Raw genomic sequence first — 24,963 nt, 5'->3', positions numbered from 1 at the left:
AGCATGGGAGCACTAAAGCCTTGGTTTAAGGTTTAGCGACGGGACTGATGTGTTGATAAACTTTTATGTGCTCGGCAATATTCTGTTGAATTGAGAGTACTTTATTTGCCGAGGCTCCGGTTTTGTTGGCGTGTAAGCCTTCTTTTGCAAGTTGTCTTGCAGCATTCGCAAAAGCAGTCACGTCATCCTTGGGGCAGAGAACCCCGGTCACCCCATCCTCAACGGTCTCTGGCAGCGATGAGCTGTTTGTAGCTATTACAGGCAGGCCGCAAGCGATGGCTTCGGTAACTGCTAAGCTAAAGCCTTCGCTCCGGGAGGGGAATAGGAATGCATCGGCACTCTGCATTGCATTCACCACTTCGTGATCACCTTGTAAGCGGCCAATATCAAACATATTCGCTGGCATGCTTTGTTTATCTTTTTCTGACCCAGGACCACCGGTGTAATAGAGCTCGAAGTCCTGACCAAGCTCGCGCATGATGGGCGCGAGCAAATCTATTCCCTTGCGGATTGTCCAGCTACCCACATAGAGCAGTCTAAAAGGTTTGTTGGGTTTGCGTGGCTCGGTGGAAGCTTTAAAAAGAGCCGTGTCTACTCCGTTGTAAATTACCTGCATTGGAACATCCGTGAGCGTGTTTTTTGCTGTGCTGGCAACAAACTGACTGACAGAGATAACTCTACTGGCTTTTCGAAGCACTCGGCGTTCAATTGGGGCAATCCAATGCCTATGATAAATCGTTCGAAGCCAGCCTTTGTAGCTACGAGAGTCTGGGTGGTGAACTGAGTGGTGAATTGTCGCTACGATGGGCAGTGTTTCTGGAATAAATCTCGGGTGTAACCATGTGTTTACGTGAACGATATTGGCCCACTCAGGAGCTTTGGGAGCAGATACACTCCAAGGTGCGTACTCGGCGCGTAAGGGAAGCCAAGTAATTTCAGCTTTAAAGCCTTGCTCATTAAGCCCTTTAACTAAGCGTTCTGTGTATGCATCAGTGCCAGTATTTGCTTTAGTGGTAGGGAACCAAATCGCAGGTTGCACTTTTGTCCTTGATGACTGTTTGAGTGAAGATGGAGCATTTGTTGTTTTGTGAAACAGTAAATAGACTAACCGCTTACTCTCAGAAGTACGAATAATTTTATTTGTGTCTTAGTCCTAAAATAAATGCCCACTTGGAATGTCTGGGGCCAACGCTGTTTACTTCATAGGCTCTTTTATTACAGAGCTTCTAAGTAAGCTGATATACAAATGGGAAGCAGTGCAGAGAATCTTATGTCTTCAATTCGGTGCCGGTCTAGAAACTGCTGAGAAGATGTCTGCTTTTTTAGAAGGTAGCGTTAGCAGTGTGCTGCTACTTCTCGCGTTAATGATTTAGGTGTCAGTATCGTAAATAAGTTGTGAACTTAATTCTCTATTGAATCTCTCCCAGCTAAATTGGGAAGCATGCTTCCTGCAGCGTTCTTCCCAGTCTGTCGGGGAAAGTAGCAAGTCAACTAGCTTAGTACTTAAGTCGTGATAGTCACCTTCGTCAACTAGCAGACCTCCATCACCACCAATTGCGTCGGCCACTCCGCCTACGTCAAAAGCAACGGTTGGTGTGCCATAGCTTGCTGCCTCGATTACTACCATGCCGAAACCTTCTACATCCCCAGGGATATTTAAGATTGGAAAGACGTGGACATTAGCGGCGAAGTAGCATGTGTTAAGCACATCGTCACTTACTTGCCCCAAGAATCTCACGCGTTGGCGGTGTTCGCTCGTTAACTTGCCCAAACTGTCAATGACGGCTTGCTTTTCACCCCGTTGGTCTAGGCTATTGCTTGGTTCATCACCAACGACTAATAACGCGGCTTCTGGCACTGATTTGAAAATTCCGGGCAAGCTATGTTTAATAAATTGTGAAAGCCCTTTGCGTCGAGTCATGCGGCCTACAAATAGGATTATGGGCCGACCTTCCAAGTCATACTCTTCACGAAATGATGAGACGCGTTGATGGGCAAGTGGGTCGGCGGGGTGGCAGCCTGGGTTTATGACAGTGATTTTCCCGTCTGGTACGCCTCTGTCGCGCGCGAGATTTGCGGTATTGTGACTGTTTGCTAGTACGCGATTTGCGCGACGTATCAATGGTATAAAGATTTTTTGATAGACCCAACTTGGCGCTACTAGGTCTAAGCCGTGAAGAAAAATTGCGGTTTGAACCTTGAATACTCGCTGCAGCAGGGCCAGGCTTGGGCCGGTTAAGCCACTGCCGCCGATAATGATGTTAAAGCTCTTGCTACGACATAGATAAAGCGCTTGTATGGTAGATGAGAGTAGGAAGCCGCTGAGGTGTGGTGAGGTTTCTATAGAGAATACATTTTCTGGCAGATAGTCAGCGCAACCTCGTGGTCCGATGACCGTTACATCGGAATAACAAGCCAAACCTGAGACAACTTCACGCATCATACGCTCCATACCTCCTACTAGAGGTGGCAGGTTGCGGCTTATAAAAAGAACACGTGGTATGTTGGTTTGTTTCATTTCTTTGTTGCGGAGTGATAAACCTGATATTGCCACTTCATGGGCCAGACGGTCAGCGCTAGTGCTTGTAATATTCTAATGGGAGTTTTCGAGATACCAGCATTGCTAATCCATTGCCATGACAGCACATGGAGGTCTTTCCAGAGTTCGTTTACTTCCAATCCGGACTCTTCAAATAGCGCATCCCATTCGGCTAAAGATTTGACATCTTCTTTCGCATCAACCTGATGAGTGCCCTTGTATAGCCCAAACTTTCTGGTGAGGAAGTCTTTATTGGGTACTAGAATTACAAACAGTGCATCTTCTGTAGCGACTCTTTGCATTTCTTTTAGTGCGGCCAATGGATCGATGAAATGTTCGAGGGAGCCTAGACAGGTCACAAGATTAAAGTGGTTATCTTTAAAGGGTAAGCTCTCAGCCGCACATGAGTGGAAAGATCCTGAAGGTAGTGCAAGCCTGCATGTACTGATTGCTACGTCCGATAAGTCGACACCGGATATGCGTGCCCCCTTTTCTTGACATGCTGCGAGAAAGGCGCCGGTCCCGCAGGCTACATCGAGGACATTGCTATTCTTGTTTATCTTTAGCTTTTTAGTGAGTCTGCGGTGGTGATAACTGGGAGTGACTATTTTTGGAGGTGTCTTGTAATAAACCGTGTCATAAAATTCTTTTATTTTTTTGGTCTTGTTTTTATTGCTGTTCAAGTCGTGAACCCTGCTCCGGCTGCATTTATCGTAATTGACGGTGACTGCCGTGATGTCTTGTGGGAGTTCACTGCATGAATGATTCTTTCGCTATTTAAACCTGAGTTATAGAGCTGCTCCAGTTGTGAGGCGTGTTCGATAAACTCATCAGGCAGTCCGAGCTGGAGTAAGCTGCAGGTTTTAGAGCATGTGTTCACATATTCCCCTACGGCGGACCCTGCGCCACCGGCGCTCACATTGTCTTCTAGTGTCACAAGCAATTCATGAGTGCTTGCTAGCGATAAAACTAGCTCTTCATCCAACGGCTTCACCCAGCGCATATCCACCACAGTGGCATTTAGCTGCTCGGCGGCTTCAAGCGCAGCAGGCAATAAGGTGCCAAAACTGAGAATAGCCACTTGGCTGCCCCGCCTTACGGTCACTGCTTTACCAATTTCCATGCCGCTCATTTCGTTGGCGATGATGGCGCCTGGGCCGGTGCCTCTGGGGTAGCGCACGGCACTGGGGCCCTTATGCTGGTAAGCGGTGTAGAGCATCTGCCGGCATTCGTTTTCATCGGAAGGGGCGCCAATCACCATGTTAGGGATGCAGCGCAAGAAGCTGAGGTCGAAGGCGCCATGGTGGGTGGGGCCGTCTTGACCGACTAGACCGGCGCGATCGATGGCGAAGGTGACGTCGAGGTTTTGCAGGGCGACGTCGTGTATCAGTTGGTCATAACCGCGCTGCAGGAAGGTCGAGTAGATGGCGACCACGGGCTTTAGGCCATCGCAGGCCATGCCGGCTGCCAGTGTAATGGCGTGCTGTTCGGCAATGGCAACGTCGTAATAGCGTTTGGGGAAACGTTTGGCGAAGTCCACCATGCCGGAGCCTTCGCACATGGCCGGGGTGATGCCAACCAGGTTTTTATCCTGTTCGGCCATATCGCAAAGCCAGCGACCGAAGACTTCCTGATACTTCAGTTTTTTTGGCCCGCTTGCTGGGAGCGCTGGCTGCGGACCTTTGGGCTTAGCCTCTATTTTGTTGATGGCGTGATAGGCCACCGGGTCTGCTTCTGCTGGGGCGAAGCCTTTGCCTTTCATGGTGCGGATGTGAAGGAACTGCGGCCCCTCCAGATCCTTCATGTTTTCTAGAGTCTGAATCAGTTGCGGTAGGTCGTGGCCGTCGAGAGGCCCAATATAGTTAAAGCCGAGCTCTTCAAACAGGGTGCCGGGGGCGACCATGCCTTTCATGTGCTCTTCAGTGCGCTTGGCTAGCTCCCAGGCAGGGCGGATTTTTTCCAGTACCCGCTTAGAGCCCTCGCGCAGAGCGATATAAGTCTTGCTGGCCCAGATTTTGGCAAAATAAGTGGCCAAGCCACCGGTGTTATGGCCAATGGACATCTGGTTGTCGTTCAAAATTACCAGCATGTTGGGGCGCACATGACCCGCATGGGCAAGCGCTTCTATTGCCATGCCGCCGGTAATGGCGCCATCGCCAATCACTGCCACGGCTTTGCGTTCAATGCCCTGTTGGCGCGCTGCCAGTGCCATACCCATCGCGGCGGAGATGCTGGTGGAAGAGTGGCCCACACCAAAGGCATCGAACTCGCTTTCGGCGCGCTTAGGAAAGCCTGCTAAGCCACCGGCTTGTCGCATGGTGTGCATTTGCTGCATGCGGCCGGTAAGGATTTTGTGGGGATAGCTTTGGTGGCCCACATCCCACACGATACGGTCGTGGGGGGTGTTGTAAATGTAGTGCAGCGCTATGGTCAGTTCGACCACGCCCATACCGGCGCCAAAGTGCCCGCCCGTTTGCCCCACGGTATAGAGCAAGAAGGCGCGCAATTCGTCGCTTAAGGTCAGCAGCTCCCGTTCATTGAGCGTTTTCAGGCTTCGGCCCTGATCAATAGCGCTCAGTAAGGGAGTGTTGGGGCGAGTGGTTGGGATTTCCGGTAGCATTGAGGAATTCTAGCGTATTTTTGTCGACTGTGGTGCCTCATTCCCCGCTTATGTGGGGGTAATCCTGTGCAAAATCTCGCTTTCAATCGCTTTGGGGTGACATTCTCGGTCAAAATAGCCAAGAGCGCTCAAAGATGCCAACCTTCGGTGATTGAGATCGGCTTGAATATTAGTTCTCTGGCTGCTCCTTGAAGCGATGAATTTGCCGGCGCTGCTTCTTAGTGGGTCGGTGGGCGGGGCGCTCAATCATGCCACCGGCGGCTTTGCGTGCTGCTGCTTCCGCTTCACGTTTGGCCACTGAGGCTTCGGTCTCTTGATAGAGGGCTTGTGCCTCTGGTGCACCGCGCCGTTGGTCCGATAGCGCTTTCACTTCAATGACTTTGAGGTCCCAGCCCTGGCGAACTTGCAGGACATCGCCCACGCTGATTTCTCGGGATACTTTTACCCGCTGGCCATCTAGATGCACTTTGCCGCCTTCTATGGCTGCTTTCGCCAGGCTGCGGGTTTTGAAGAAGCGGGCAGCCCACAGCCATTTGTCTAATCGGAGTTTGGACATTGGAGGATGGTCGCTCATGAGCTGGCTCCGCTAATAACGTTTGGCATAATTTCATCGAAGTGATGGATGCCAGGAAAACGGGTATCGAGACGCTTCTGGCGCTGACTATCTGGCTGTAACAGGGTCAGTAAATGGCGGATGCCATAGCCGCGCGCTGATTCAAGTACGGATTCCGTATCGTCAATCAATAGTGTGCGCTCAGGATCAAAGGGGTTGAGCGCTTGTAGATTGTGCCAGAAAGCAGGGTCTTCTTTGGGAGCGTGCAGCTCATGTGACACGACAATACGGTTAAACCAGGGGGTGATGTCGACCCGGGACACCTTAATGTCTAAGGTTTTGCGGTGGGCGTTGGTCACCATCACCACATCTTGGGGGCCGCTGCGCAGGCTTTTGAGAAAGTCCAAGGCGAAGGGCCGCAGACGGATCAGGTGCAGTAGTTCTTGTTTGAGAGCGATGATATCCATATCCAGCTGCTCAGCCCAGTAGTCTAGCGAATACCAGTTAAGGGTACCTTCATGCTGGCTGATTTTTGCAATCAGGGTCGCGCTGGCTTCTTGTTCTGGGATGGAGTGCTTCAGTGCATAGGCGCGTGGCACGTGTTGCATCCAGAAAACATTATCAAAATGCAGGTCCAGCAGGGTGCCGTCCATATCTAATAGTACGGTGTCGATACTATCCCAATCAATCATCAAGCTTGCTGCGTGAATAGCTAGTAGGATGCGTATTATGCCTGTTTTGATGTCTTGCTGCAGTGCTTTGCTCTTAACAATGGGGCCGAGAAGCGCAAGGATAGTGGTATAGTTGTCGGCAGAAAGGAACAGGAGACCCCGTGCAAGATTTAATACACTTGGTGCCCTCTTTGCTAAGCCTGTGCCAGGAGGCGGGGCAGGCAATCTGCCGCCATTATTACGCCCCGGGTGATGTGGAGGTGAAATCTAAAAAAGATGACTCTCCTCTGACTCGTGCGGACCTCGACTCCCATGTGATTTTGCGCGATGGCCTCAAGGCGCTCAGCGAGGATTGGCCGGTGCTTTCCGAGGAGTCTTCCTCGGAGCACAAGGCTCTGCGTCACGCCTGGTCGCGCTTCTGGATGGTAGACCCGCTGGATGGCACCAAGGAATTTGTTGCGGGTAATGGTGAGTTCACAATTAATATTGCACTGATTGACGAGCACCGCCCCGTTTTGGGCTTGCTCTACTTGCCTCTTGAGCACTTAGCCTATGTGGGACTGCCCGGGCATTTTGCCCGTCGCTACGCCTTGGATAATGAAGGCAGCTGGTCTTACCAGAGTATTGCGACTCAGCCACTTCAGCCCGATAGCGCTTTATCGGTGCTGGTCAGTCGCCGCCACCGGGATGCTAAGTTGAGGTCTTGCCTTGATTGGTTAAAAACGCACTGGGGTGAAGTCGAGCGCCGCAACAGTGGTAGTGCGCTAAAATTTTGTCGTCTGGCAGAGGGCAGTGGAGATTTTTATCCGCGTTTTTCACCCTGCTGTGAGTGGGACGTGGCGGCAGGGCAAGCCATCGTCGAGGCTGCGGGCGGGGTGATTTTGGGCTTGGATGGCCAGCCCTTGCGCTACAACTGTCGGCCGTCCTTGCTGAGTCCACACTTTTTAACGATTGCCGAGCCAGACAATGCCCTGTGGCAGCGTTACCTTGCGGATCACTGTAAATAAAGTCTTAGCCCCATTCACATTGCTTGTGTAGGTGATCAATGTGGGTATAGAGTAATGCACTGATCTTGGCTGATCTGCTACTGAGAGAAGGAACCAACATGAGAAAGCCCCCAGGGAGCGATGCGGATATCGAGCGGGAGGCTGCCAACGAAGACATTAGCCCTGCCATGCGTCTGCAAGAGCTGATAGCGCAGCACCGTGCTCTGGATTCCAAAATTGCTGAAATGTATAGCCACCCAGCCCATAACCAAATATTGATGCAACGCCTGAAGAAAGAAAAGCTGCGCCTGAAAGACTGTATTCAGCGACTTAAAGATGAGTTGATTCCCGACCTGAATGCCTGAGGCGATAACTATTCGAAGCACTTGACGAGGCAAACACGATGCACAAACTACTGCTACTCACTCTGAGCGCAGCGCTTTCGATAGGCGCTGCAGTGGCTCAAGCACAAGCCTCTGAGCAGCCTGCTGTGACTCATAGCGCCCTCGCAGGGCCCTTGCATTTGCTGCAAGGGAAGGGCGGTAATGTGCTGGCCTCGATTGGCGATGATGGCATCTTGATAGTCGATGATGATTACGCTGATTATGCACAGGCCTATGAGGATACTTTGCAGCGTCTTGCAGCTAAGGATGGGACCGCTCCTCGTTTCGTACTCAATACCCACTGGCACTCTGACCACACTGGCTCGAACCAGTACTGGGGTGAGCGCGGGGCTGTGATAGTGGCCCACGATAATGTCTATCAGCGCCTGTCGACCCGCCAGGATATGAAGGCCATGGGCGGTATTGTCGAGCCCAGTCCGCGGGCGGCATTACCCCTAGTGACTTATGCCGATTCTATGGCACTGCGATTTAATGGCGGCACCTTGGAGGTCCAGCATTATCCGCGTGGTCACACTGATGGCGACAGCGTCGTGTACTTTTTGGAGCAGAATGTAGTGCACATGGGGGATCACTTTTTTAAAGATCGATTTCCCTTTGTCGACCTAGTTTCTGGCGGTAGCGTTGCTGGCTATCTGAGCAATGTGAAGGCTGTCTTAGAGCGTATCGACGCCGCTACCATAGTGGTCCCCGGGCACGGCAGTTTGGCCAATAAAGAAGATCTGCAGCGCTTTGTTGACATGTTAGAGGCGACCACAGCTCAAGTGCAGCTGCGCCTGAGCGAGGGTGAGACGCTTGATGACATCCTCAACAGCGGCTTAGGTGAGCAGTGGCAAAGCTGGGGCAGGGGTTTTATTAATGAGGCCAACTGGATTCGCACTGTAGCAGCGGATCTTGGCGAGTAAGCAGTTACTTTTTAGCAGCAGTTAAGTCGCAGTCAGTTGCGCAGCTTCTAAGGCTAACAAGCGGCTTTTGGTTTCTAAGCCGCCGGAAAACCCAGTTAACTTACCATCGCTGCCAATAACTCTGTGGCAGGGCACAATAATGGGCAATGGGTTGCAGCCGTTGGCCCTACCGACTGCCCGTACCGCTTTTTCATTGCCAATGCTGCAGGCAATATCGCGGTAGCTGCGGAGCTCACCATAAGGAATTTGCTGTAAAGCACGCCACACCTGCTGTTGAAAAACACTGCCTGCTGGGGCTAGCGGCAAATCAAAATATTGGCGCTTGCCGGCAAAATACTCCTCAAGTTGCTGGGCGGCGCTTTTCAAACAGGTGTCGTCGGCTGTTTGCTTACAGTCTTCTCGGTGCTGGCCTTGAAAGCGCAGCTCTAGTAGAAATCCATCCTGAGAGATCAGCTGTAAGGGGCCGATTGGCGTGTCTACTATTAGGCTGTTCACGGTAGATCTACTCCTGGGAGGCATTCAGCTCTGCGCGTGTTAGGCAGGGTTTTTGGCCTGTGACTATAACATGCTGGGCCTTGGTTCTAAGCTTGGCTAGCTAGCGGCAGTAATGGTTCAAGGCTGGCTTCAGTTTGCCTTCAGTTAAAAGAGTTACGATACTGATCTCTACACCACTGGTTCGATGAGGCTCTGCCGGGTTGCTTGTTAAGCTATGGATCTGATTGTTTATGCTGTGCCGTTTTTTATTCTAGCCATGCTGCTAGAGCTGGTTTATGGCGTTGTGAAACAGCGAAATACCTACCGCTTGAGTGACAGTATCAGCAGTTTATTCTTGGGTACGCTCAGTCAAGGGAGGCGCTTTGTAGTTTTAGGCGTCGGTGGCTATGTTTACTATCTGATCACCCAGCACTTTACTCTGTCGCTGATGGACCCTGGCCACTGGTTCACTTGGCTTCTCGCTTTTGTATTGTACGACTTTTGCTATTACTGGCTGCACCGGTTTGGTCATGAGCGCACGATTTTATGGGCCGCGCATGTGGCGCATCATCAGAGCGAGGATTACAACTTAAGTACCGCCCTGCGCCAAACCAGTACTGGCTTTCTGTTGGGTTGGGTGTTTTATATTCCTATGTACTTATTGGGTATTCCCGCTGAAGTGGTGGTTACTGTGGGCTCTCTCAACCTCATTTATCAGTTCTGGGTGCACACTGAGCATGTGCCGAAACTGGGCTGGTATGAGTGGTTTTTTGTCACCCCATCTAACCATCGTGTTCACCATGCACAGAATGACGCTTATTTGGATCGCAACTACGGTGGCGTGTTTATTATTTGGGATCGCCTATTTGGCACCTTTCAGGAAGAGCTGGACAATGATCCGCCGATCTACGGTATCCGTGGGCCATTGCGCTCTTGGAACCCATTGAAGGCATTAAGCCACGTTTATATTGATATGGCGCGGGATAGTTGGCATGCCAGGGATTGGAGAGATAAGTTGCGGGTGTGGTGGGCACGGACAGGCTGGCGCCCAGCAGATGTAGAGGCGCGTTTTCCAGCCCAAAAAACAGACCTTGCCAGCTTCACTAAATACGACCCGAAGATCACTGGAACGCTCGCCTGCTATGCGCTATTTCAGCTGCTCGCAGTGGTGGTGTTGTTGAATTTCATGCAGGCAGCTGAATTGAGCTATGTCACGGGACTAGCACTGTATGTGCTGATGCTCGCTACAACTGTGACTACTGCACTGTGGCTAGATCAGCGCAAGGAACCCAAAGTCTGGGAATGGCTGCGCTTAGGCTTTGCTGGCTGTTTATTAGTGATCGGCTGGCAGGGTGGCGGGGCCGCCGCAGTGCTTTATGCTGGGGCTTTTTATCTTATCGTTAACGCCTTGTTCCTGCCTTGCTTAAGCGTCTCTCAGGAGGCGCGAGTTGAGGTAGGTGCCTCAAGTCTTAGCTAATCTAGGGATTGTAATATCTGCGCTTCGAGGCTTACTGAGTCGCTGCCATTATCGAGATAGATCGTGCCGCCGGCGATGCTAAGCGATAGTTTGCAGTTGCGTTGCACTAAGGCCGCAGCAGCTTGAACCTGGGCCCAATCCAGCTGTGTCACAGCTAAGCGCTCCAGCTTACTGAAGCTCTCGGCGTTGAGCTTCCACCAAGTGCTGGCACTTTTGCCAAATGCTAATACACTCACTTGTTGTGCTCTACCACAGGCTTTGCGTAAACGCGGCTCCTCCGCCTGACCCACTTCAATCCACTGCACAATTTCACCGCTATCGCTGTGTTGCCAGAGGTCGGGCTCGTCAGTGGTGGATAGGCCCCGAGTAAAACTTAAGTTGGGTGCTGCGTGCAGGGCAAAGGCCAAGAGGCGCGCAGTAAGCCGCTCCAGCGTTTCCGAAGGGTGCTGGGCTAAGGTTAGCGTGAAGTCATCGTAAAGGTGACGGTCACTATCGGCCAAGTTGAGCTGAATCTTATAAATTGTCGGTTTTAGCGCCATGTGGTGAGCCGCGAGTTAAGGGTTGTTAAAAGCTAGGCTGATTGCGCAGAGCCCAGAGCACACGGGTACTGAGCAATACCACAAGGGCGTCAGCAGCGGTTCGCAAATAGCGTACGGTGGTCCATTGCGGGTCGCTGGAAAGTACCAACCACAGCACTGTGGCTGGAATAACAATGGCGGTAAATAAGGAGAAGCGCGACTGACCAAATAGCCCGAGACCAATCAGCAGATAGACCGCACCCAACAGGGCGCTGAGCAGCACCTGATCACCCAAAGGACTGAGCCACAAAGTGGCAATCTGCCACAGTCCACTGGCAGTGATTAATAGCGCCGCAAGTTGTCGTTGCCAGTAAATAGAGCGAGTGAGCATGCAATTCTCCGCGTGGAAGAGGGAATGTATCACAGGCTCGAGGGCAGCGGAAAAACTAAGCTGAGAATGCTGCCTCAGGGTAAATAATTCAAACTACTTTGCTGACAGTGAGGGCACGGGCGCTGCGCGATGCGTTGTCTCTGCCAAGAACTCGACAAATGCGTTCACCCGCTGCCACTAGTGCTTGTAAGTCGAGGCCGGTATCAATACCTAGGCCCTGCAACATATACACGACGTCTTCAGTGGCGACGTTGCCGCTAGCGCCTGGGGCGTAAGGGCAGCCACCTAAGCCGGCGATAGAGGCGTCTACAGTGGCAATGCCATGCTGCAGCGCAACAAGGATATTAGCCAAGGCCTGACCGTAAGTGTCATGGCAGTGTACTGCCAGTTGCGCGGCGGGAATATCTTTTAATAGTAGCTCTAGTAACTGCGCCATGCTACCGGCGTGACCGCTGCCGATAGTGTCGCCGAGGGAAACTTCGTAGCAGCCCATGGCAAGTAATTCGGCTGTTACTTCTCGTACTTTTTCGGCTTCAACTTGACCCTCATAGGGGCAGCCCAGGACGCAAGAGACATAGCCGCGTACAGGGAGCTTTGCAGCCTTAGCAGCAGCCATCAGTGGTTTGAAGCGTTCTAGGCTTTCTGCCACGCTGCAGTTAATGTTTTTTTGTGAAAAGCTCTCGGTGGCGGCGGCAAACACTGCGACTTCATCGGCGCCGGCGGCTAGGGCTCGCTCGAAGCCGCGCATATTGGGTGTTAGCGCAGTATAGCGGACTCCCGGCTGACGCTTAATGGCCGCAAAAACCGCTTCGCTATCGGCCATCTGGGGGACCCATTTAGGGTTGACGAAGCTGCCGGCTTCAATAACTCGCAGGCCGGCATCGGCGAGATCTTCAATGAGTCGGACCTTGTCGGCCAGTGCCAGGGTCTTGCTTTCGTTCTGCAAGCCGTCTCGAGCGCCGACTTCGACCAGCCTTACTGCCTCAGGTAAGGTCATTTAGCTCTCCTTGACTGGGCTAAACTGCAACAGTTCGGCGCCGCCATCGACCAGATCACCGGGTTGGAAATAGTAGCTCTCGACAGTGCCGGCTGTCGGTGCACTCAGAGTGTGTTCCATCTTCATGGCTTCCATAATGATTAGGGCCTGTCCTGCCTCTACTTCGCTGCCAGGTTCGACCAGCAGTGACACCACCGTGCCATTCATGGGGGCAGTGAGTCCGCCTGCCGATAGAACGCCATCCTGCTCTCCGGTATCAGCTTGCGCCTCGCGAAAGTGAATGGCTCCTGAGCTTAAGTAAAGCGTCAAGCCTTCAGCTGTGGTAGCTAAACTGGCGCTTTGTCGGTGACCCTCACGCTCAAAATGCAGCGTGTTCTGTTGCAGCTCCCCCTTTAACACGCAGTCGTAATCTTTGACTCGGATACGGTAGCCCTCAGCTAGCTGCTCGGCGCTGACCGCAAAGACTTGGTCTTGATAATTGAGTAAAAAATGCTGAATAGGCGCTCCGTTGAGCCGCCATGAATTATCTGCCTGCCAGGGCGACCAAGGGTCTAAGCAGGACGGGCGGTAGTGTTTTTGCTCTTGTCGCTGCAGTAAGCAGGCCAGAGCTGCTAGTGGTAGGTCCTGTTCTAAATCGGATTCTCGCTGCTTGAATAGCTCTGCGCTGTGGCGAGTGATAAAACCAGTGTCTAATTCCGCTGCTTGGAAGGGGCGGCTGCTGCTCAGCTGATAGAGAAACTCCAGGTTGGTGGTGGTGCCGCCAATGTGATAATTGCGCAGTGCCTGGCTGAGGCGCTGTAAAGCGCGCTCGCGCGATTCATCCCAGACGATTAATTTGGCGATCATTGGGTCGTAATACACCGAGATCTCGTCGCCCTGACGCACGCCGGTATCGACTCGAACATGGGCCGATTCTTGCGGTGCCTGCAGGAAGCTTAGGGTGCCGGTGGCGGGTAGAAAGTCATTGGCAGGATCTTCAGCGTACACCCGTGCCTCAAAGGCGTGGCCCTGCAAGCGGATCTCATTTTGGCGAAGGGGGAGCTCGGCGCCGCTGGCGACCAGTAACTGCCACTCCACCAAATCTTGGCCGGTTATCATTTCAGTGACGGGGTGCTCTACCTGTAGGCGGGTGTTCATTTCCATAAAGTAAAAATGCCCGTCTTCATCGAGTAAAAACTCGACTGTACCGGCGCCGCTATAGTCAATGGCGCGAGCAGCCTGAACTGCGGTTTCACCCATTGCTTTGCGGAGCTCGGCGCTAATACCCGGTGCCGGGGCTTCCTCAATAACTTTTTGGTGGCGGCGCTGCACCGAGCAATCGCGTTCGGCGAGATAGACACTATTGCCGTGATTGTCACAAAAGACTTGCACTTCCACATGACGGGGTTTGGTTAAATATTTTTCCACCAGCATGCGGTCGTCACCGAAGCTGGCGCTGGCTTCGCGTTTGGCTGCTGCCAATGCTGATTCAAATTCCTCAGTTGACCAGACTTCCCGCATCCCCTTGCCGCCGCCACCGGCGGTGGCCTTTAGTAAGACCGGGTAGCCCATATCGTCAGCGGCTTGATGCAGCAGAGCAGGGCTCTGGTCGTCACCGTGATAACCCGGTACCAGGGGCACGCCTGCCTCTGCCATGATGTGCTTGGCGGCGGCTTTAGAGCCCATCGCCTCAATGGCTGCTATGGGTGGGCCGATAAACTTGATGCCGGCGCTGTGGCAGGCGCGAGCAAAGTCAGCATTCTCCGACAAAAAGCCATAGCCGGGGTGAATGGCATCAGCGCCACAGTATGTTGCTGCTGCGATAATCTTATCTATGACTAAGTAGGACTCGCGCGCCGGTGCTGGGCCGATGTGAATGGCCTCATCCGCTAGGCTGACATGGAGGGCAGCGCGATCAGCATCGGAGTACAGCGCTACCGTAGCAATACCCAAGCGCCGCGCTGTTTTGATTACGCGGCAGGCAATTTCGCCGCGATTAGCAATCAGTAGTTTCTTGAACATAAGCGCTTGCTTACTCCAGCCAATTGGCTTTACGTTTATTGAGGAAAGCATCCAAGCCTTCTTGGCCTTCTGGGGACACTCGGATGTGGGCAATACGAGCACAGCTGTCGGCAATTAATTCCTTGCTCAGAGGCTGGCCGGCAACAGAGTTGATTAGGTCCTTGGCAGCACGAATGGCTAGTGGGCCGTTGGCGCAGATCGTTGATGCCAGTTGCGACACTCGCTCGTCTAAGGATGCCTCTGGCACCACTTCACTGACTAAGCCCAAGCGTAGAGCTTCAACAGCATCAAAGCGTTCGGCAGAGATAAAATAGCGCCGAGAAGCTCGCTCGCCGATAGCGCGAATCACATAGGGACTGATAGTGGCGGGAATCAATCCGATTTTGACTTCCGATAAAGCAAAACTAGCGTTCTCGCTGGCTATCGCCATATCGCAGCAACTCACCAGCCCCACTGCTCCGCCAAAAGCAGCACCCTGGACTCGTGCAATAGTTGGCTGGGGTAGCTGGTAAAGGGTTTGTAGCAGGCCCGCTAAGGCTTCGGCATCTTTCATGTTGTGGCCGTAATCGTAATCGGCCATGCGTTTCATCCAAGCTAAGTCGGCCCCAGCGGAAAAATTGCTGCCCTCTGAGGCGAGTATCACAACACGCACGGCCGCATTTTTTGCCAGGTTTTCACAACAATGTTGCAGCTCGGCAATGATCTGGTCGTCGAAGGCATTGTGTTTTTCAGGGCGGCAAAGGGTAAGCGTGGCTATTCCCTGCTCGCTGATATGGCTGCTGACCTGCTTCATAGCTATTGGGCTCGCTGTTTTTGTCTTTTGCTGTGGCGCCTAGAGCCCAAGAAAGCTCTAGGCGACCCGCTGTGAATATGTTCTTGTACACTCAGCGCAGATTTGAAAGCGCTACAGCAAGCTGACATAAAAGCGCTTTCACTCAGAAGCTGACTAAAACTATTCCTCATCCGCTGCATATCGCGCTCACATCCTAAACACGCCAAACTTGGATTCCTTGATCTCTGCATTCAAGGCCGCCGAAATGGCTAGGCCCAATACTCTGCGAGTATCTGCTGGATCGATCACGCCATCGTCCCATAAGCGCGCAGAGGCGTAGTAAGGATGGCCCTGCTCCTCGTACAAATCCAAAATCGGTTGCTTGAATGCCGCTTCTTCTTCAGTAGACATCGACTTGTCTTCCCGCGCCAGTTGGTCCTGTTTAACCGTGGCCAGAACGGCAGCAGCTTGCTCGCCGCCCATGACTGAAATGCGTGCGTTAGGCCACATAAACAGAAAGCGCGGTTCGTACGCCCGGCCACACATAGCGTAGTTGCCGGCACCGAAAGAGCCGCCTATCATCACGGTAAATTTGGGTACATCAGCGCAGGCTACCGCGTGCACCATCTTGGCGCCGTGGCGAGCAATACCACTGGCTTCGTACTGCTTGCCGACCATAAAGCCGGTGATGTTTTGCAGGAATACCAGTGGTGTTTTGCGCTGGGCACAGAGTTCTACAAAGTGTGCACCTTTGACCGCCGACTCGCCAAAGAGAATGCCATTGTTGGCGATAATGCCCACAGGATAGCCGTGAATACGAGCGAAGCCACAGACCAGTGTTTCGCCGTATAGGGCTTTGAACTCATCAAATTCCGAGCCATCGACAATGCGGGCAATCACTTCGCGCACGTCATAGGGCTGGCGCGCGTCAGCAGGTATTAGCCCGTAAATATCTTCTATTGGGTACAGCGGTGGGATGGGTTCGCGAATGTCCATATCGACTGGCTTAACCCGGTTTAAACGGCTTACCGCCCGGCGCATTAACTCTAGTGCGTGGTGATCATTGTTAGCGTAGTGGTCGGTGACGCCAGAGCTGCGGCAGTGTACATCGGCGCCACCGAGCTCTTCGGCGGTGACGATTTCTCCCGTGGCAGCTTTGACCAGTGGCGGTCCGCCGAGAAAGATAGAGCCTTGATTTTTGACAATGATTGACTCGTCGGCCATGGCCGGTAAGTAGGCGCCGCCAGCTGTACAGGAGCCTAATACCGCGGCAATTTGCGGAATGCCTTTGGCGGACATGCGGGCCTGATTATAGAAGGCGTGGCCGAAGTGCTCGCGGTCTGGGAATACCTCGTCTTGTAGCGGTAAAAAGGCACCGCCAGAATCGACGAGGTAGAGGCAGGGCAGGTGGTTTTCTTCGGCAATAGTCTGTGCGCGGCCCTGCTTCTTAACCGTGAGTGGGTAGTAAGTGCCGCCTTTGACAGTCGCGTCATTGATGAAAATCATGCACTCCTGTCCGGCCACGCGGCCTATGCCGGTGATAATGCCAGCGCCGGGGACTGGCTCATCGTAGACACGGTAAGCGGCGAGTTGGCTGAGTTCCAGAAAGGGCGAGCCAGGGTCCAGCAGGGCATTCAGTCGCTCTCGAGGCAGCAGTTTACCGCGGGAGGTGTGACGCAACTGAGCTTTTTTACCGCCTCCTTGTTGTGCCTCCATCACGCGCGCGTGAAGGTCATCAACTTGCTTTTGCATATGGTCGCGGTTGTGCAGGAAATTAGCGTCGCGGGTATTGATGCGGGTTTGCAGCACAGTCATGGGGCGCTCACTTAGTTTCGTTAAATAATTCGCGGCCAATTAGCATGCGGCGAATTTCAGAGGTGCCGGCGCCAATTTCGTAGAGCTTGGCGTCGCGCAGTAGACGGCCAGTATTGGCTTCGTTGGTGTAGCCAAAGCCACCTAGTGTTTGAATTGCTTGCAAGGCCATCTGAGTGGCTTTTTCTGCGCTGTATAAAATCACCGCTGCGCAGTCTTTGCGCGATGCTTCACCGCGGTCGCAGGCCGCAGCTACTGCATAGAGATAAGCGCGACTGGCACTTAGGTCGGTGTACATATCGGCCAGCTTGCCTTGCATCAGCTGAAACTCACCGATGCTCTGACCGAATTGTTGCCGCTGGTGTAGGTAGGGTAGGACTTCATCTAAGCAGGCTTGCATGATGCCCACTGGACCGCCGGAGAGCACGGTGCGTTCAAAGTCCAAGCCAGACATTAAGACTTTGGCGCCCAGCCCTTCGCCGCGCAGTATGTTGGCGCTCGGCACGGGGGTGTTATCAAAGACCAGTTCACAAGTGTTGGAACCGCGCATACCTAACTTGTCGAGTTTTGGAGAGCGGGAGAAACCGGCAAAGTCACGTTCGACGATAAAGGCGGTAATACCCTTAGAGCCCGCCTCGGGATCGGTTTTCGCGTAAATCACGTAAACATCTGCATCGGGGCCGTTGGTGATCCACATTTTGCTGCCATTAAGAAGGTAATGGTCGCCTTCTTTGCGGGCGCTCAGTTTCATGCTGACTACATCAGAGCCGGCGTTGGGCTCAGACATGGCCAAAGCACCAATATGCTCACCACTGCACAGTTTTGGTAAGTATTTTTGTTTTTGCTCTTCGTTACCGTTTTTACTGATCTGGTTCAGACAGAGGTTAGACATGGCGCCGTAAGATAAGCCCACCGATGCCGAGGCGCGACTGATCTCTTCCATGACTACAGCGTGGGCTAGGTAGCCCATATTGCTGCCACCGTATTCCTCTTCCACAGTGATACCGAGTAGTCCCATATCACCAAACTTGCGCCACAGATCCTGGGGGAAATCATTGCTGCGGTCGATCTCAGCTGCCCGCGGGGCAATTTCTTTTTGGCACATCTGGTATACCGCGTCACGCAGCATGCTGATTTCTTCACTGAGTCCAAAATTGAGGGTGGGGTATCCGCTATCCATGGTTTTTTCCTGGGTCTATTTGCTGGCGAGTGAATTGCTGCAGCGTCGGCATTAGCTTCGGCTCAGATGCTGGCTAGACAGGGCTTGTTGGCAAAGACTCTCTACTTCGTCGAGACCCCGCAGCATGTCGTTGATATCTTGTTGTTGTTGTAACAGGCGGCGCCGCTTGTCCCGCACGCTGTTTATTAGGGAGTGTAGTTGCTCCTCATTATTGTGCTCGGGATCGTAGAGGTCGATGATTTCGACGCTTTCTTTGAGTGTCATACCGATGCGTTTGCCGCGCAGGATCAGTTTGATCCGCACGCGGTCCGCGGCGCTATAAATACGTTTTTGACCCACACGGCGCGGCTGTACGAGGCCTTTTTCTTCGTAGTAGCGAATAGTGCGGTTGCTCACGCCAAATTCATTGGCTAGCTCAGAAATACTGTACGTGGCTTTTGTCATGTCAGCTAATATAGCAAGGTTTACGTTAACGTAAACGTCTAAATCAACTTGCTACTGTGGCGGCGCTACTAGCGCTGTCACGGACATGCTGCTTTGCTGCTGCTGAGGTTTGCGGCGCGCCCTAGCTGTTACAGGGCGCGCACTTTAGCTTAGGTATTGCGTGCGAGTTGCTCGTTCAATTTTTGCTTCATTGGAATGACCCAGCTTTCTTTGAGTGCCGCTGAGAGTAGGCCGGCATCTTCCAGCTCGTCACAAAGCTTCATCTGGTGGGCTAGGTCGAACATATCGAACTGCCGCACAATACGGGCCTCACTGTTTAGAGTGATAAAGGATAGGCCGGGGGTTTGATAGTGGCTGCCATCGGGACGCTTACCCGGTCCGCGGTTGAGCCAGTGAGTAATCAAGCGGTTGTCGGTGCCGGTATAAACACCCTCGTAGGGGAAGGACCAGCCCTCCCAGCCTTCCATGTCGCGGCCGTAGTGGGTGGCTTTAATTTCATCAGTGCCATTGGCCGTAACCGTCATCACACCGGCATATTCACAGGTGTAAACGCAGTTGGGGTCGTAAATGGCATCAACAAAGAAGGTCCAATCGTTAGAGATTGAGGCTTCCGCGTGAGCTTCGATCAGCTTTTGGGCGGTGGCGCGCAGGGTGGCGTCGTCGAGTTGTGACATGGCTAGGCTCCGAAAGTCATAGATGTTGTTAGTGTTTGCGGCAATCTAAGCAAGTCCATCCTAAGCAAGTCCTTCGGATCCGGCCAGCGGACGTGTTTGCTAGCTTGAACCACTGACATCTTTGCTATCATGGCGACTTTTAGCGCGAGTGTAGGTTAACCGATGTCCAAAACTGTATTGCTTCCTCTACTAGCCGATGGTGATTACCACTCTGGCGAAGACCTTGCCCAGGTTTTGGGGGTGAGTCGTACTGCGGTGTGGAAGCAGCTCAACCGTTTACAGGACCTCGGCCTGGAATTGGAGTCGGTGCGCGGCTTGGGTTATCGCATTCCCGGGGGCTTAGATTTATTGGATGCGGCCGAGATCAGCGCGGCAATGCGAGCTGAGTCGAAGGCTCTGCTGCGCAAACTGACGGTACTGGACAGTGTCGATTCAACCAATGCCGAAGCAATGCGACATAGGGCGCCGGGCAGTAGCTCAGGCCTAGCCTATACCGCTGAGCAGCAAAGTGCCGGGCGTGGCCGCAGGGGGCGGCAGTGGGTGAGCCCCTTCGCGCGTAACATCTATTTATCTTTGGTCTGGGAATTCTCTCAAGGGGCTGCAGCCCTAGAGGGCTTGAGTCTCGCTGTCGGCGTGGCGGTGGCTAATGCCCTGCAAGCTTGTGGCGCGCCCCCGCTGCAGCTGAAGTGGCCCAATGATGTGCTGTGTAATGGTGCCAAGCTCGGCGGTATTTTGCTGGAGATGACCGGAGATGCTGCGGGTAATTGCCAGGTGGTCGTTGGCGTGGGCTTGAATGTAAGCATGCCCGAGAGTGCGGCTGAAAATATAGAGCAGGCCTGGACTGATGTGGCGAGGATTTGTGGCAATAAGCCGCCTTCGCGCAACCGTTTGCTGGCTGCGTTATTAGATGAGTTGCTACCATTACTAGATGGCTTTGAAGCAGGCGGCTTTGCCCCTTGGCGCGAGGCCTGGATGGCGCTTGATGCCTATGCTGATACAGCGGTGGTATTGCATAGCGCTGAAAGCCGTCAGGCTGGAATTGCCCGGGGCGTCGATGAACGCGGTGCTTTGCAACTGGAAACGACGCTGGGGCTGCAATCGATATTTGGTGGAGAAATATCAATGAGGCCTGTGGCATGAGTAGTGCTGAGCGCTGTTTGCAGCTGGATGTGGGCAATAGCAGTGCCAAGTGGCGCCTGCTAGAGGGCGATGAGATTGTCGCTCGCGGCCTGTATCGCAGCGAGGATGAGCAAAGCCGCGATAATCTACTGGCCTGTTCCCCCCGCCTAGACGCCATTTGGATTTCTAGCGTTGCTAAGGATGAAGCGCAGCAAGAGCTGTCAGCCATGCTGCGGCGACAGTGGCAGCTTGAGCCTTGGCTGGCCCGCTCTGAAGCCGAGACCTTGGGACTCATCAATAGCTATAGTGAACCGCAGCGCATGGGGGTGGATCGCTGGTTGGCCATGCTAGCCGCGCGGCAGCGATATACTGGTCGCTTGTGTGTGGTGGATGCTGGCTCTGCCTTGACTATTGATATCGTGGCTGCAGACGGGCGGCATGAGGGAGGCTATATTATTCCCGGTCCGCAGCTGATGGAGCGGGCGCTGTTGCTAGATACTGACCGAGTACGTTTTGCTGAGACCGCTGAGTATGCTTTACAGCCCGGTGAATCCACTGCCGAGGCAGTGCGTCACGGGATCGCTTTGGCCCAGGCCGGTGCCGTTACCATGGCGCTGAACTTGGCGGGCAGCGAACCTTTAAAATCGATCTTTACCGGCGGCGGCGGGCAGTGGTTGCAGCGGCATTTAAATTACGATGGGGAGTATGTGGCCGACTTAGTGCTTGATGGCCTGCAGTGCATGGGGAGGGCGCGGTAAAGACATTTTTGGGCCTCGGTGAAAAATTTACACAAAAGCATGCGATATCTTGCTCACTAGATCTTGCATCCCCTCGGCAACTTCCCTAGAATTGCCGGCCTTCAAGTGAGGACTTCCCCAGTGCTCACTTTTAGCATTGGATTTGGCTGGCGTAGCTCAGTAGGTAGAGCAGCTGATTTGTAATCAGCCGGTCGGGGGTTCGATTCCTCTCGCCAGCTCCATTTCCAACAGCATCTGTCTTAAGTTCTATATTAAAACCCTATTTTTAAGTGACTGTGATTACGCTTTAATGCGGCCTTGGCCTATGGCAAGTTGCCACTCGCGTTTGCTTTCCCCTCCTGTATTGATCTAGATTCTGTTCTTCCTGACAAAATACAACGATAAAGGAATTGATATGCAGGCCACCAACTTGGCAGGTGAACCCGTATTACAGCTAGAGCATCGAGGGCAGGTCGCTTTGCTCTGCTTGAATCGGCCGGAGGCCTATAATGCGCTGTCGCGGGCTTTAACTCAGGCAATTATCGACGCTTTTGGCGCGCTGTCGGCCGATGACTCGGTGCGAGCAATTGTGCTGACCGGTAATGGCAAGGCGTTCAGTGCGGGAGTTGACCTCAAGGAAATGGCTGAAGATGGCGGTAAAGCCATGGATCCTGCCAATCTCGGTGTCGACTCGCCGCTAATACGCGCACTGGCAAACTGCGAAAAGCCAATTGTCGGTGCTATCAACGGCTTTGCAGTCACCGGTGGCTTTGAGCTGGCACTGGCCTGTGACTATCTCTATGCCGCCCGCTCAGCTCGCTTTGCCGATACGCATGCGCGCGTCGGCCTGATTCCGGGCTGGGGCTTGTCACAAAAACTACCGCGGCTGGTGGGTATAAATCGGGCACGAGAGATCAGTTTTACCGGTAACTACTTCAGTGCGACAGAAGCTTGTGAGTGGGGCTTGGTGAACAAGGTGCTCGAAGATGACTCGCTGCTTGAGGCAGCTTTAGTTTCGGCACAAGATATCGCAGGCACTCAGCCCGATGCATTAAAGCGTATTCGGGCGCTGATGAATGAAGGCTGGCAGCTGCCTTTGGGAGAAGCGCTAGCTATGGAAGGTGAGCGCTCGGCGGCCTACAACAGTACTGTGGAGTTCTCGCTAATGGAGGAGCGTCTGGCTGAGCTGCGTACACGGAGTAAGCAACGCCAATAGACTCTTACAGGAAGTGGAGTCTTTGCAGCGGCGTGTGGCTAAAAAACCTTTCAAAGCGCTGCCATTTACGTTTGATTTTCAGGCGGGCAAAAGGCGCGCAGTGGGTGGCTAAAGGGATCCAGTCTGAGTTGCCTAAGTTGTCGATAATGACGCAGTGATTGCCGGTAGATGTTTTTTGATAGGCGATGTTGGCTGGCTTGAGGTTCATGCTGACCACTGCATTATCGAGTTGGTAGCGATAGAGGCGTTCTAATGACTGCAAAATCTCATCCTGTTCACCGTGGCTAAGATTGTTGTCATCTAGGTAGTGCTGCAGAGTTTTGGATGTGCTGCCATCGCTGTCATGAATGCGGTCAAAAATGGCGCCCATGCCCTTTGAGGTGAGTCTTGTGCCATGAAAGCGAGGGATTAAGGACCAGTCTTTGAGGCGGCGTTGCAAAATTTGGTAATAAGTCTGCTCTCGCTCGGACTCTTGTAAATTGCCGTTATAGACAATTTTTACGCATAAAGCTGCATCGTTGGGGTGTTGAAAGCAAATGCGGTGTAAGCCTTTGCCAAGTACAATTGCATTGTCGAGTGACAACACTGCTAAATTTCCTCGTGAGTTGACTGTAGTTTTTTGGGTTTTTCAGCAATATAGCTGCATGTTTGGTGATTATAGCGGCATTTAATTAAATTTCACTCGACGGGTGACTGTGCTGGCGCAAGCCTGGTACTTAGCTTGGTTGAAGCTTTTATTCGAGATTGAATTTAGTGGTTGACAAGTGCCGCGGTCGTCTGGACAATGTGCCGCCTTCTGGAGGGGTTCCCGAGTGGCCAAAGGGATCAGACTGTAAATCTGACGCGAAAGCTTCGGTGGTTCGAATCCACCTCCCTCCACCAAGATTTTGCGCTGGGATAGAGCGAAGGCCTGTGAGCTGTTTTGCTCTGTTCTAGTGAGACTTGGAAATCCGCCAAGTGCTGCTGTGGGCTTCGGCCCACTTTGTGTATTTAGGGCGGGTATGTGTTGCAGGATGTAGCGGGTATAGTTCAATGGTAGAACCTCAGCCTTCCAAGCTGATGATGCGGGTTCGATTCCCGCTACCCGCTCCAGTTGGTTGTGTAAAGCTCATATAGCTCAGTCGGTAGAGCACTTCCTTGGTAAGGAAGAGGTCACCGGTTCAAATCCGGTTATGAGCTCCACTCCCGGTGGGTGGCAGCCAGAGTTAAATTGTATGGTGGTATGCGTTTCAACAGCATGGCATAGGCCGGTGTGATAGGAGACTGTCGTAATGAGTAAGGAAAAGTTTGAACGTAATAAGCCCCACGTCAACGTGGGCACCATCGGTCACGTTGACCATGGTAAAACCACGCTGACAGCGGCGCTGACACGCGTATGCGCCGAGGTATGGGGTGGTGCTGCAGTTGCCTACGATGGTATTGACAACGCACCGGAAGAGAAAGAGCGTGGCATCACTATTGCTACTTCACACGTAGAATACGACTCTCCTGAGCGTCACTACGCACACGTTGACTGCCCTGGGCACGCTGACTATGTGAAAAACATGATCACCGGTGCTGCACAGATGGACGGCGCTATCTTGGTATGTGGCGCCACTGATGGCCCAATGCCTCAGACCCGTGAGCACATCCTGCTGTCGCGTCAGGTAGGTGTTCCTTACATCGTTGTGTTCCTGAACAAAGCAGACCTGCTGGCTGAAGACTGTGGCGGTGCTGACTCAGAAGAATACGAAGAGATGAAAGAGCTGGTTGAAATGGAGCTGCGTGAGCTGCTTGACCAGTACGACTTCCCCGGTGACGACACGCCAATCATCTGTGGTTCGGCACTGATGGCTTTGAACGGCGAAGACGACAACGGTCTGGGTACTACTGCTGTTAAGACACTGGTAGAGACTCTGGACAGCTACATCCCTGAGCCCGAGCGTGCTATTGATCAGGCCTTCCTGATGCCAGTAGAAGACGTGTTCTCAATCTCTGGTCGCGGTACTGTTGTGACTGGTCGTGTTGAGCGCGGTATTGTTAAAGTTGGTGACGAGCTGGAAATCGTTGGTATCCGTGACACACAGAAAACTGTTTGTACCGGTGTTGAGATGTTCCGCAAATTGCTAGACGAAGGCCGTGCTGGTGAGAACGTTGGTGTTCTGCTGCGTGGTACTAAGCGTGAAGACGTTGAGCGTGGTCAGGTACTGGCGGTGCCCGGTTCTGTGAAGCCACACACTAAGTTCGAAGCAGAGGTTTACATTCTGTCCAAGGACGAAGGTGGTCGTCACACGCCATTCTTTAAAGGCTACCGTCCCCAGTTCTACTTCCGTACTACGGACGTAACAGGTGCATGTGAGCTGCCAGAAGGCGTTGAGATGGTGATGCCAGGCGACAACGTACAGATGGTTGCGACCTTGATTGCACCGATTGCGATGGACGAAGGTCTGCGCTTTGCGATCCGTGAAGGCGGTCGTACAGTGGGTGCAGGTGTAGT

25 protein-coding genes and 4 tRNA genes are annotated in these 24,963 nt (G+C 53.0%); 12 read left to right on the top strand and 17 right to left on the bottom strand.

What is annotated here, in order from left to right:
• Positions 1-25: 25 nt before the first annotated feature.
• From H2508_RS15075 to yrfG, 6 genes are all read right to left on the bottom strand, one after another.
• Positions 26-1,039, bottom strand: a complete 1,014-nt coding sequence (locus H2508_RS15075; protein WP_220463524.1) for a glycosyltransferase family 4 protein — start codon at positions 1,037-1,039, stop codon at positions 26-28.
• Positions 1,040-1,369: 330 nt separating this feature from the next.
• Entirely contained in the window at positions 1,370-2,452 is a 1,083-nt protein-coding gene (locus H2508_RS00245; protein ID WP_268920692.1) for a glycosyltransferase family 4 protein, read from the bottom strand.
• A gap of 62 nt (positions 2,453-2,514) precedes the next feature.
• Positions 2,515-3,222 carry a class I SAM-dependent methyltransferase gene (locus H2508_RS00240; protein ID WP_182168410.1) on the bottom strand — a complete coding sequence of 236 codons (708 nt, stop codon included), beginning with the start codon at positions 3,220-3,222 and terminating at the stop codon, positions 2,515-2,517.
• Positions 3,219-5,159, bottom strand: coding sequence for a 1-deoxy-D-xylulose-5-phosphate synthase (gene dxs, locus H2508_RS00235; RefSeq protein ID WP_182168409.1), 1,941 nt, complete (start codon positions 5,157-5,159; stop codon positions 3,219-3,221). Before dxs ends, H2508_RS00240 begins: the two co-directional genes overlap by 4 nt.
• 169 nt (positions 5,160-5,328) lie before the next feature.
• A complete protein-coding gene (locus tag H2508_RS00230; protein WP_182168454.1) occupies positions 5,329-5,715 on the bottom strand; it encodes an RNA-binding S4 domain-containing protein in 387 nt (128 codons plus the stop codon).
• 14 nt (positions 5,716-5,729) lie between these two features.
• A complete protein-coding gene (yrfG, locus tag H2508_RS00225; protein WP_182168408.1) occupies positions 5,730-6,404 on the bottom strand; it encodes a GMP/IMP nucleotidase in 675 nt (224 codons plus the stop codon).
• A 140-nt stretch (positions 6,405-6,544) separates the two neighbouring features.
• On the opposite strand from yrfG, the gene cysQ reads away from it, so the two are divergent.
• The 3 genes from cysQ (at position 6,545) to H2508_RS00210 (ending at position 8,675) form a co-directional block, all read left to right on the top strand.
• Positions 6,545-7,390: a 3'(2'),5'-bisphosphate nucleotidase CysQ gene (cysQ, locus tag H2508_RS00220; RefSeq protein ID WP_328799265.1), complete on the top strand. Its 846-nt coding sequence runs from the start codon at positions 6,545-6,547 to the stop codon at positions 7,388-7,390.
• Between the two features lie 98 nt (positions 7,391-7,488).
• Positions 7,489-7,734, top strand: coding sequence for a YdcH family protein (locus H2508_RS00215; RefSeq protein ID WP_182168407.1), 246 nt, complete (start codon positions 7,489-7,491; stop codon positions 7,732-7,734).
• Between the two features lie 38 nt (positions 7,735-7,772).
• Positions 7,773-8,675, top strand: a complete 903-nt coding sequence (locus H2508_RS00210; protein WP_182168406.1) for an MBL fold metallo-hydrolase — start codon at positions 7,773-7,775, stop codon at positions 8,673-8,675.
• A gap of 21 nt (positions 8,676-8,696) precedes the next feature.
• Here the strand turns inward: H2508_RS00210 and H2508_RS00205 are convergent, their stop codons facing one another.
• Entirely contained in the window at positions 8,697-9,170 is a 474-nt protein-coding gene (locus H2508_RS00205) for a methylated-DNA--[protein]-cysteine S-methyltransferase (RefSeq protein WP_328799264.1), read from the bottom strand.
• 214 nt (positions 9,171-9,384) lie between these two features.
• Between H2508_RS00205 and H2508_RS00200 the strand changes: the two genes are divergently transcribed.
• Complete coding sequence (locus H2508_RS00200) at positions 9,385-10,626, top strand: sterol desaturase family protein (RefSeq protein ID WP_182168404.1); 1,242 nt, start codon at positions 9,385-9,387, stop codon at positions 10,624-10,626.
• Here H2508_RS00200 and H2508_RS00195 read toward each other — a convergent pair.
• The 9 genes from H2508_RS00195 to H2508_RS00155 all read right to left on the bottom strand — a co-directional run bounded on the left by H2508_RS00195 (position 10,623) and on the right by H2508_RS00155 (position 19,415).
• Positions 10,623-11,165 (bottom strand): YaeQ family protein, encoded by a 543-nt coding sequence (locus H2508_RS00195; protein WP_182168403.1) that lies wholly within the window; start codon positions 11,163-11,165, stop codon positions 10,623-10,625. The two genes, H2508_RS00200 and H2508_RS00195, sit on opposite strands and share 4 nt — an antisense overlap.
• A gap of 25 nt (positions 11,166-11,190) precedes the next feature.
• Positions 11,191-11,535, bottom strand: a complete 345-nt coding sequence (locus H2508_RS00190) for a hypothetical protein (protein WP_182168402.1) — start codon at positions 11,533-11,535, stop codon at positions 11,191-11,193.
• Between the two features lie 88 nt (positions 11,536-11,623).
• The gene (locus tag H2508_RS00185) at positions 11,624-12,532 is read right to left on the bottom strand and encodes a hydroxymethylglutaryl-CoA lyase (protein WP_182168401.1); all 909 of its coding nucleotides are present in this window, start codon (positions 12,530-12,532) and stop codon (positions 11,624-11,626) included.
• Entirely contained in the window at positions 12,533-14,533 is a 2,001-nt protein-coding gene (locus H2508_RS00180) for an acetyl/propionyl/methylcrotonyl-CoA carboxylase subunit alpha (RefSeq protein ID WP_182168400.1), read from the bottom strand.
• 10 nt (positions 14,534-14,543) lie between these two features.
• Positions 14,544-15,326, bottom strand: a complete 783-nt coding sequence (locus H2508_RS00175) for an enoyl-CoA hydratase/isomerase family protein (protein WP_182168399.1) — start codon at positions 15,324-15,326, stop codon at positions 14,544-14,546.
• 186 nt (positions 15,327-15,512) lie between these two features.
• Positions 15,513-17,120 carry a carboxyl transferase domain-containing protein gene (locus tag H2508_RS00170; RefSeq protein WP_182168398.1) on the bottom strand — a complete coding sequence of 536 codons (1,608 nt, stop codon included), beginning with the start codon at positions 17,118-17,120 and terminating at the stop codon, positions 15,513-15,515.
• Between the two features lie 7 nt (positions 17,121-17,127).
• Complete coding sequence (locus H2508_RS00165) at positions 17,128-18,297, bottom strand: isovaleryl-CoA dehydrogenase (protein ID WP_182168397.1); 1,170 nt, start codon at positions 18,295-18,297, stop codon at positions 17,128-17,130.
• Between the two features lie 51 nt (positions 18,298-18,348).
• Positions 18,349-18,741, bottom strand: coding sequence for a MerR family transcriptional regulator (locus H2508_RS00160; protein WP_182168396.1), 393 nt, complete (start codon positions 18,739-18,741; stop codon positions 18,349-18,351).
• A 149-nt stretch (positions 18,742-18,890) separates the two neighbouring features.
• A complete protein-coding gene (locus H2508_RS00155; RefSeq protein WP_182168395.1) occupies positions 18,891-19,415 on the bottom strand; it encodes a nuclear transport factor 2 family protein in 525 nt (174 codons plus the stop codon).
• A gap of 162 nt (positions 19,416-19,577) precedes the next feature.
• On the opposite strand from H2508_RS00155, the gene birA reads away from it, so the two are divergent.
• The 4 genes from birA (at position 19,578) to H2508_RS00135 (ending at position 22,487) form a co-directional block, all read left to right on the top strand.
• On the top strand, positions 19,578-20,555 hold the full coding sequence (gene birA, locus H2508_RS00150) for a bifunctional biotin--[acetyl-CoA-carboxylase] ligase/biotin operon repressor BirA (protein ID WP_182168394.1): 978 nt from the start codon (positions 19,578-19,580) through the stop codon (positions 20,553-20,555).
• Entirely contained in the window at positions 20,552-21,292 is a 741-nt protein-coding gene (locus H2508_RS00145) for a type III pantothenate kinase (protein WP_182168393.1), read from the top strand. The genes birA and H2508_RS00145 overlap by 4 nt, the downstream gene beginning before the upstream one ends.
• A 145-nt stretch (positions 21,293-21,437) precedes the next feature.
• Positions 21,438-21,513: transfer RNA gene (locus H2508_RS00140), tRNA-Thr, on the top strand.
• Positions 21,514-21,686: 173 nt separating this feature from the next.
• Positions 21,687-22,487 (top strand): enoyl-CoA hydratase, encoded by an 801-nt coding sequence (locus H2508_RS00135; protein WP_182168392.1) that lies wholly within the window; start codon positions 21,687-21,689, stop codon positions 22,485-22,487.
• Positions 22,488-22,491: 4 nt separating this feature from the next.
• On the opposite strand, the gene H2508_RS00130 is transcribed toward H2508_RS00135, so the two are convergent.
• On the bottom strand, positions 22,492-23,073 hold the full coding sequence (locus H2508_RS00130) for a YrbL family protein (protein WP_182168391.1): 582 nt from the start codon (positions 23,071-23,073) through the stop codon (positions 22,492-22,494).
• Between the two features lie 212 nt (positions 23,074-23,285).
• Between H2508_RS00130 and H2508_RS00125 the strand changes: the two genes are divergently transcribed.
• From H2508_RS00125 to tuf, 4 genes are all read left to right on the top strand, one after another.
• A tRNA-Tyr gene (locus tag H2508_RS00125) sits at positions 23,286-23,369 on the top strand.
• Between the two features lie 136 nt (positions 23,370-23,505).
• Positions 23,506-23,579, top strand: a tRNA-Gly gene (locus H2508_RS00120).
• A gap of 14 nt (positions 23,580-23,593) precedes the next feature.
• Positions 23,594-23,669 (top strand) — tRNA-Thr (locus tag H2508_RS00115).
• 89 nt (positions 23,670-23,758) lie between these two features.
• On the top strand, positions 23,759-24,963 hold a 1,205-nt coding region (tuf, locus tag H2508_RS00110; RefSeq protein ID WP_182168377.1), incomplete at its 3' end, for an elongation factor Tu.

It is taken from the genome of Sediminihaliea albiluteola (assembly GCF_014077625.1).
Lineage (GTDB): Bacteria > Pseudomonadota > Gammaproteobacteria > Pseudomonadales > Halieaceae > Sediminihaliea > Sediminihaliea albiluteola.
This window is presented reverse-complemented; position numbering and strand designations above follow the sequence as displayed.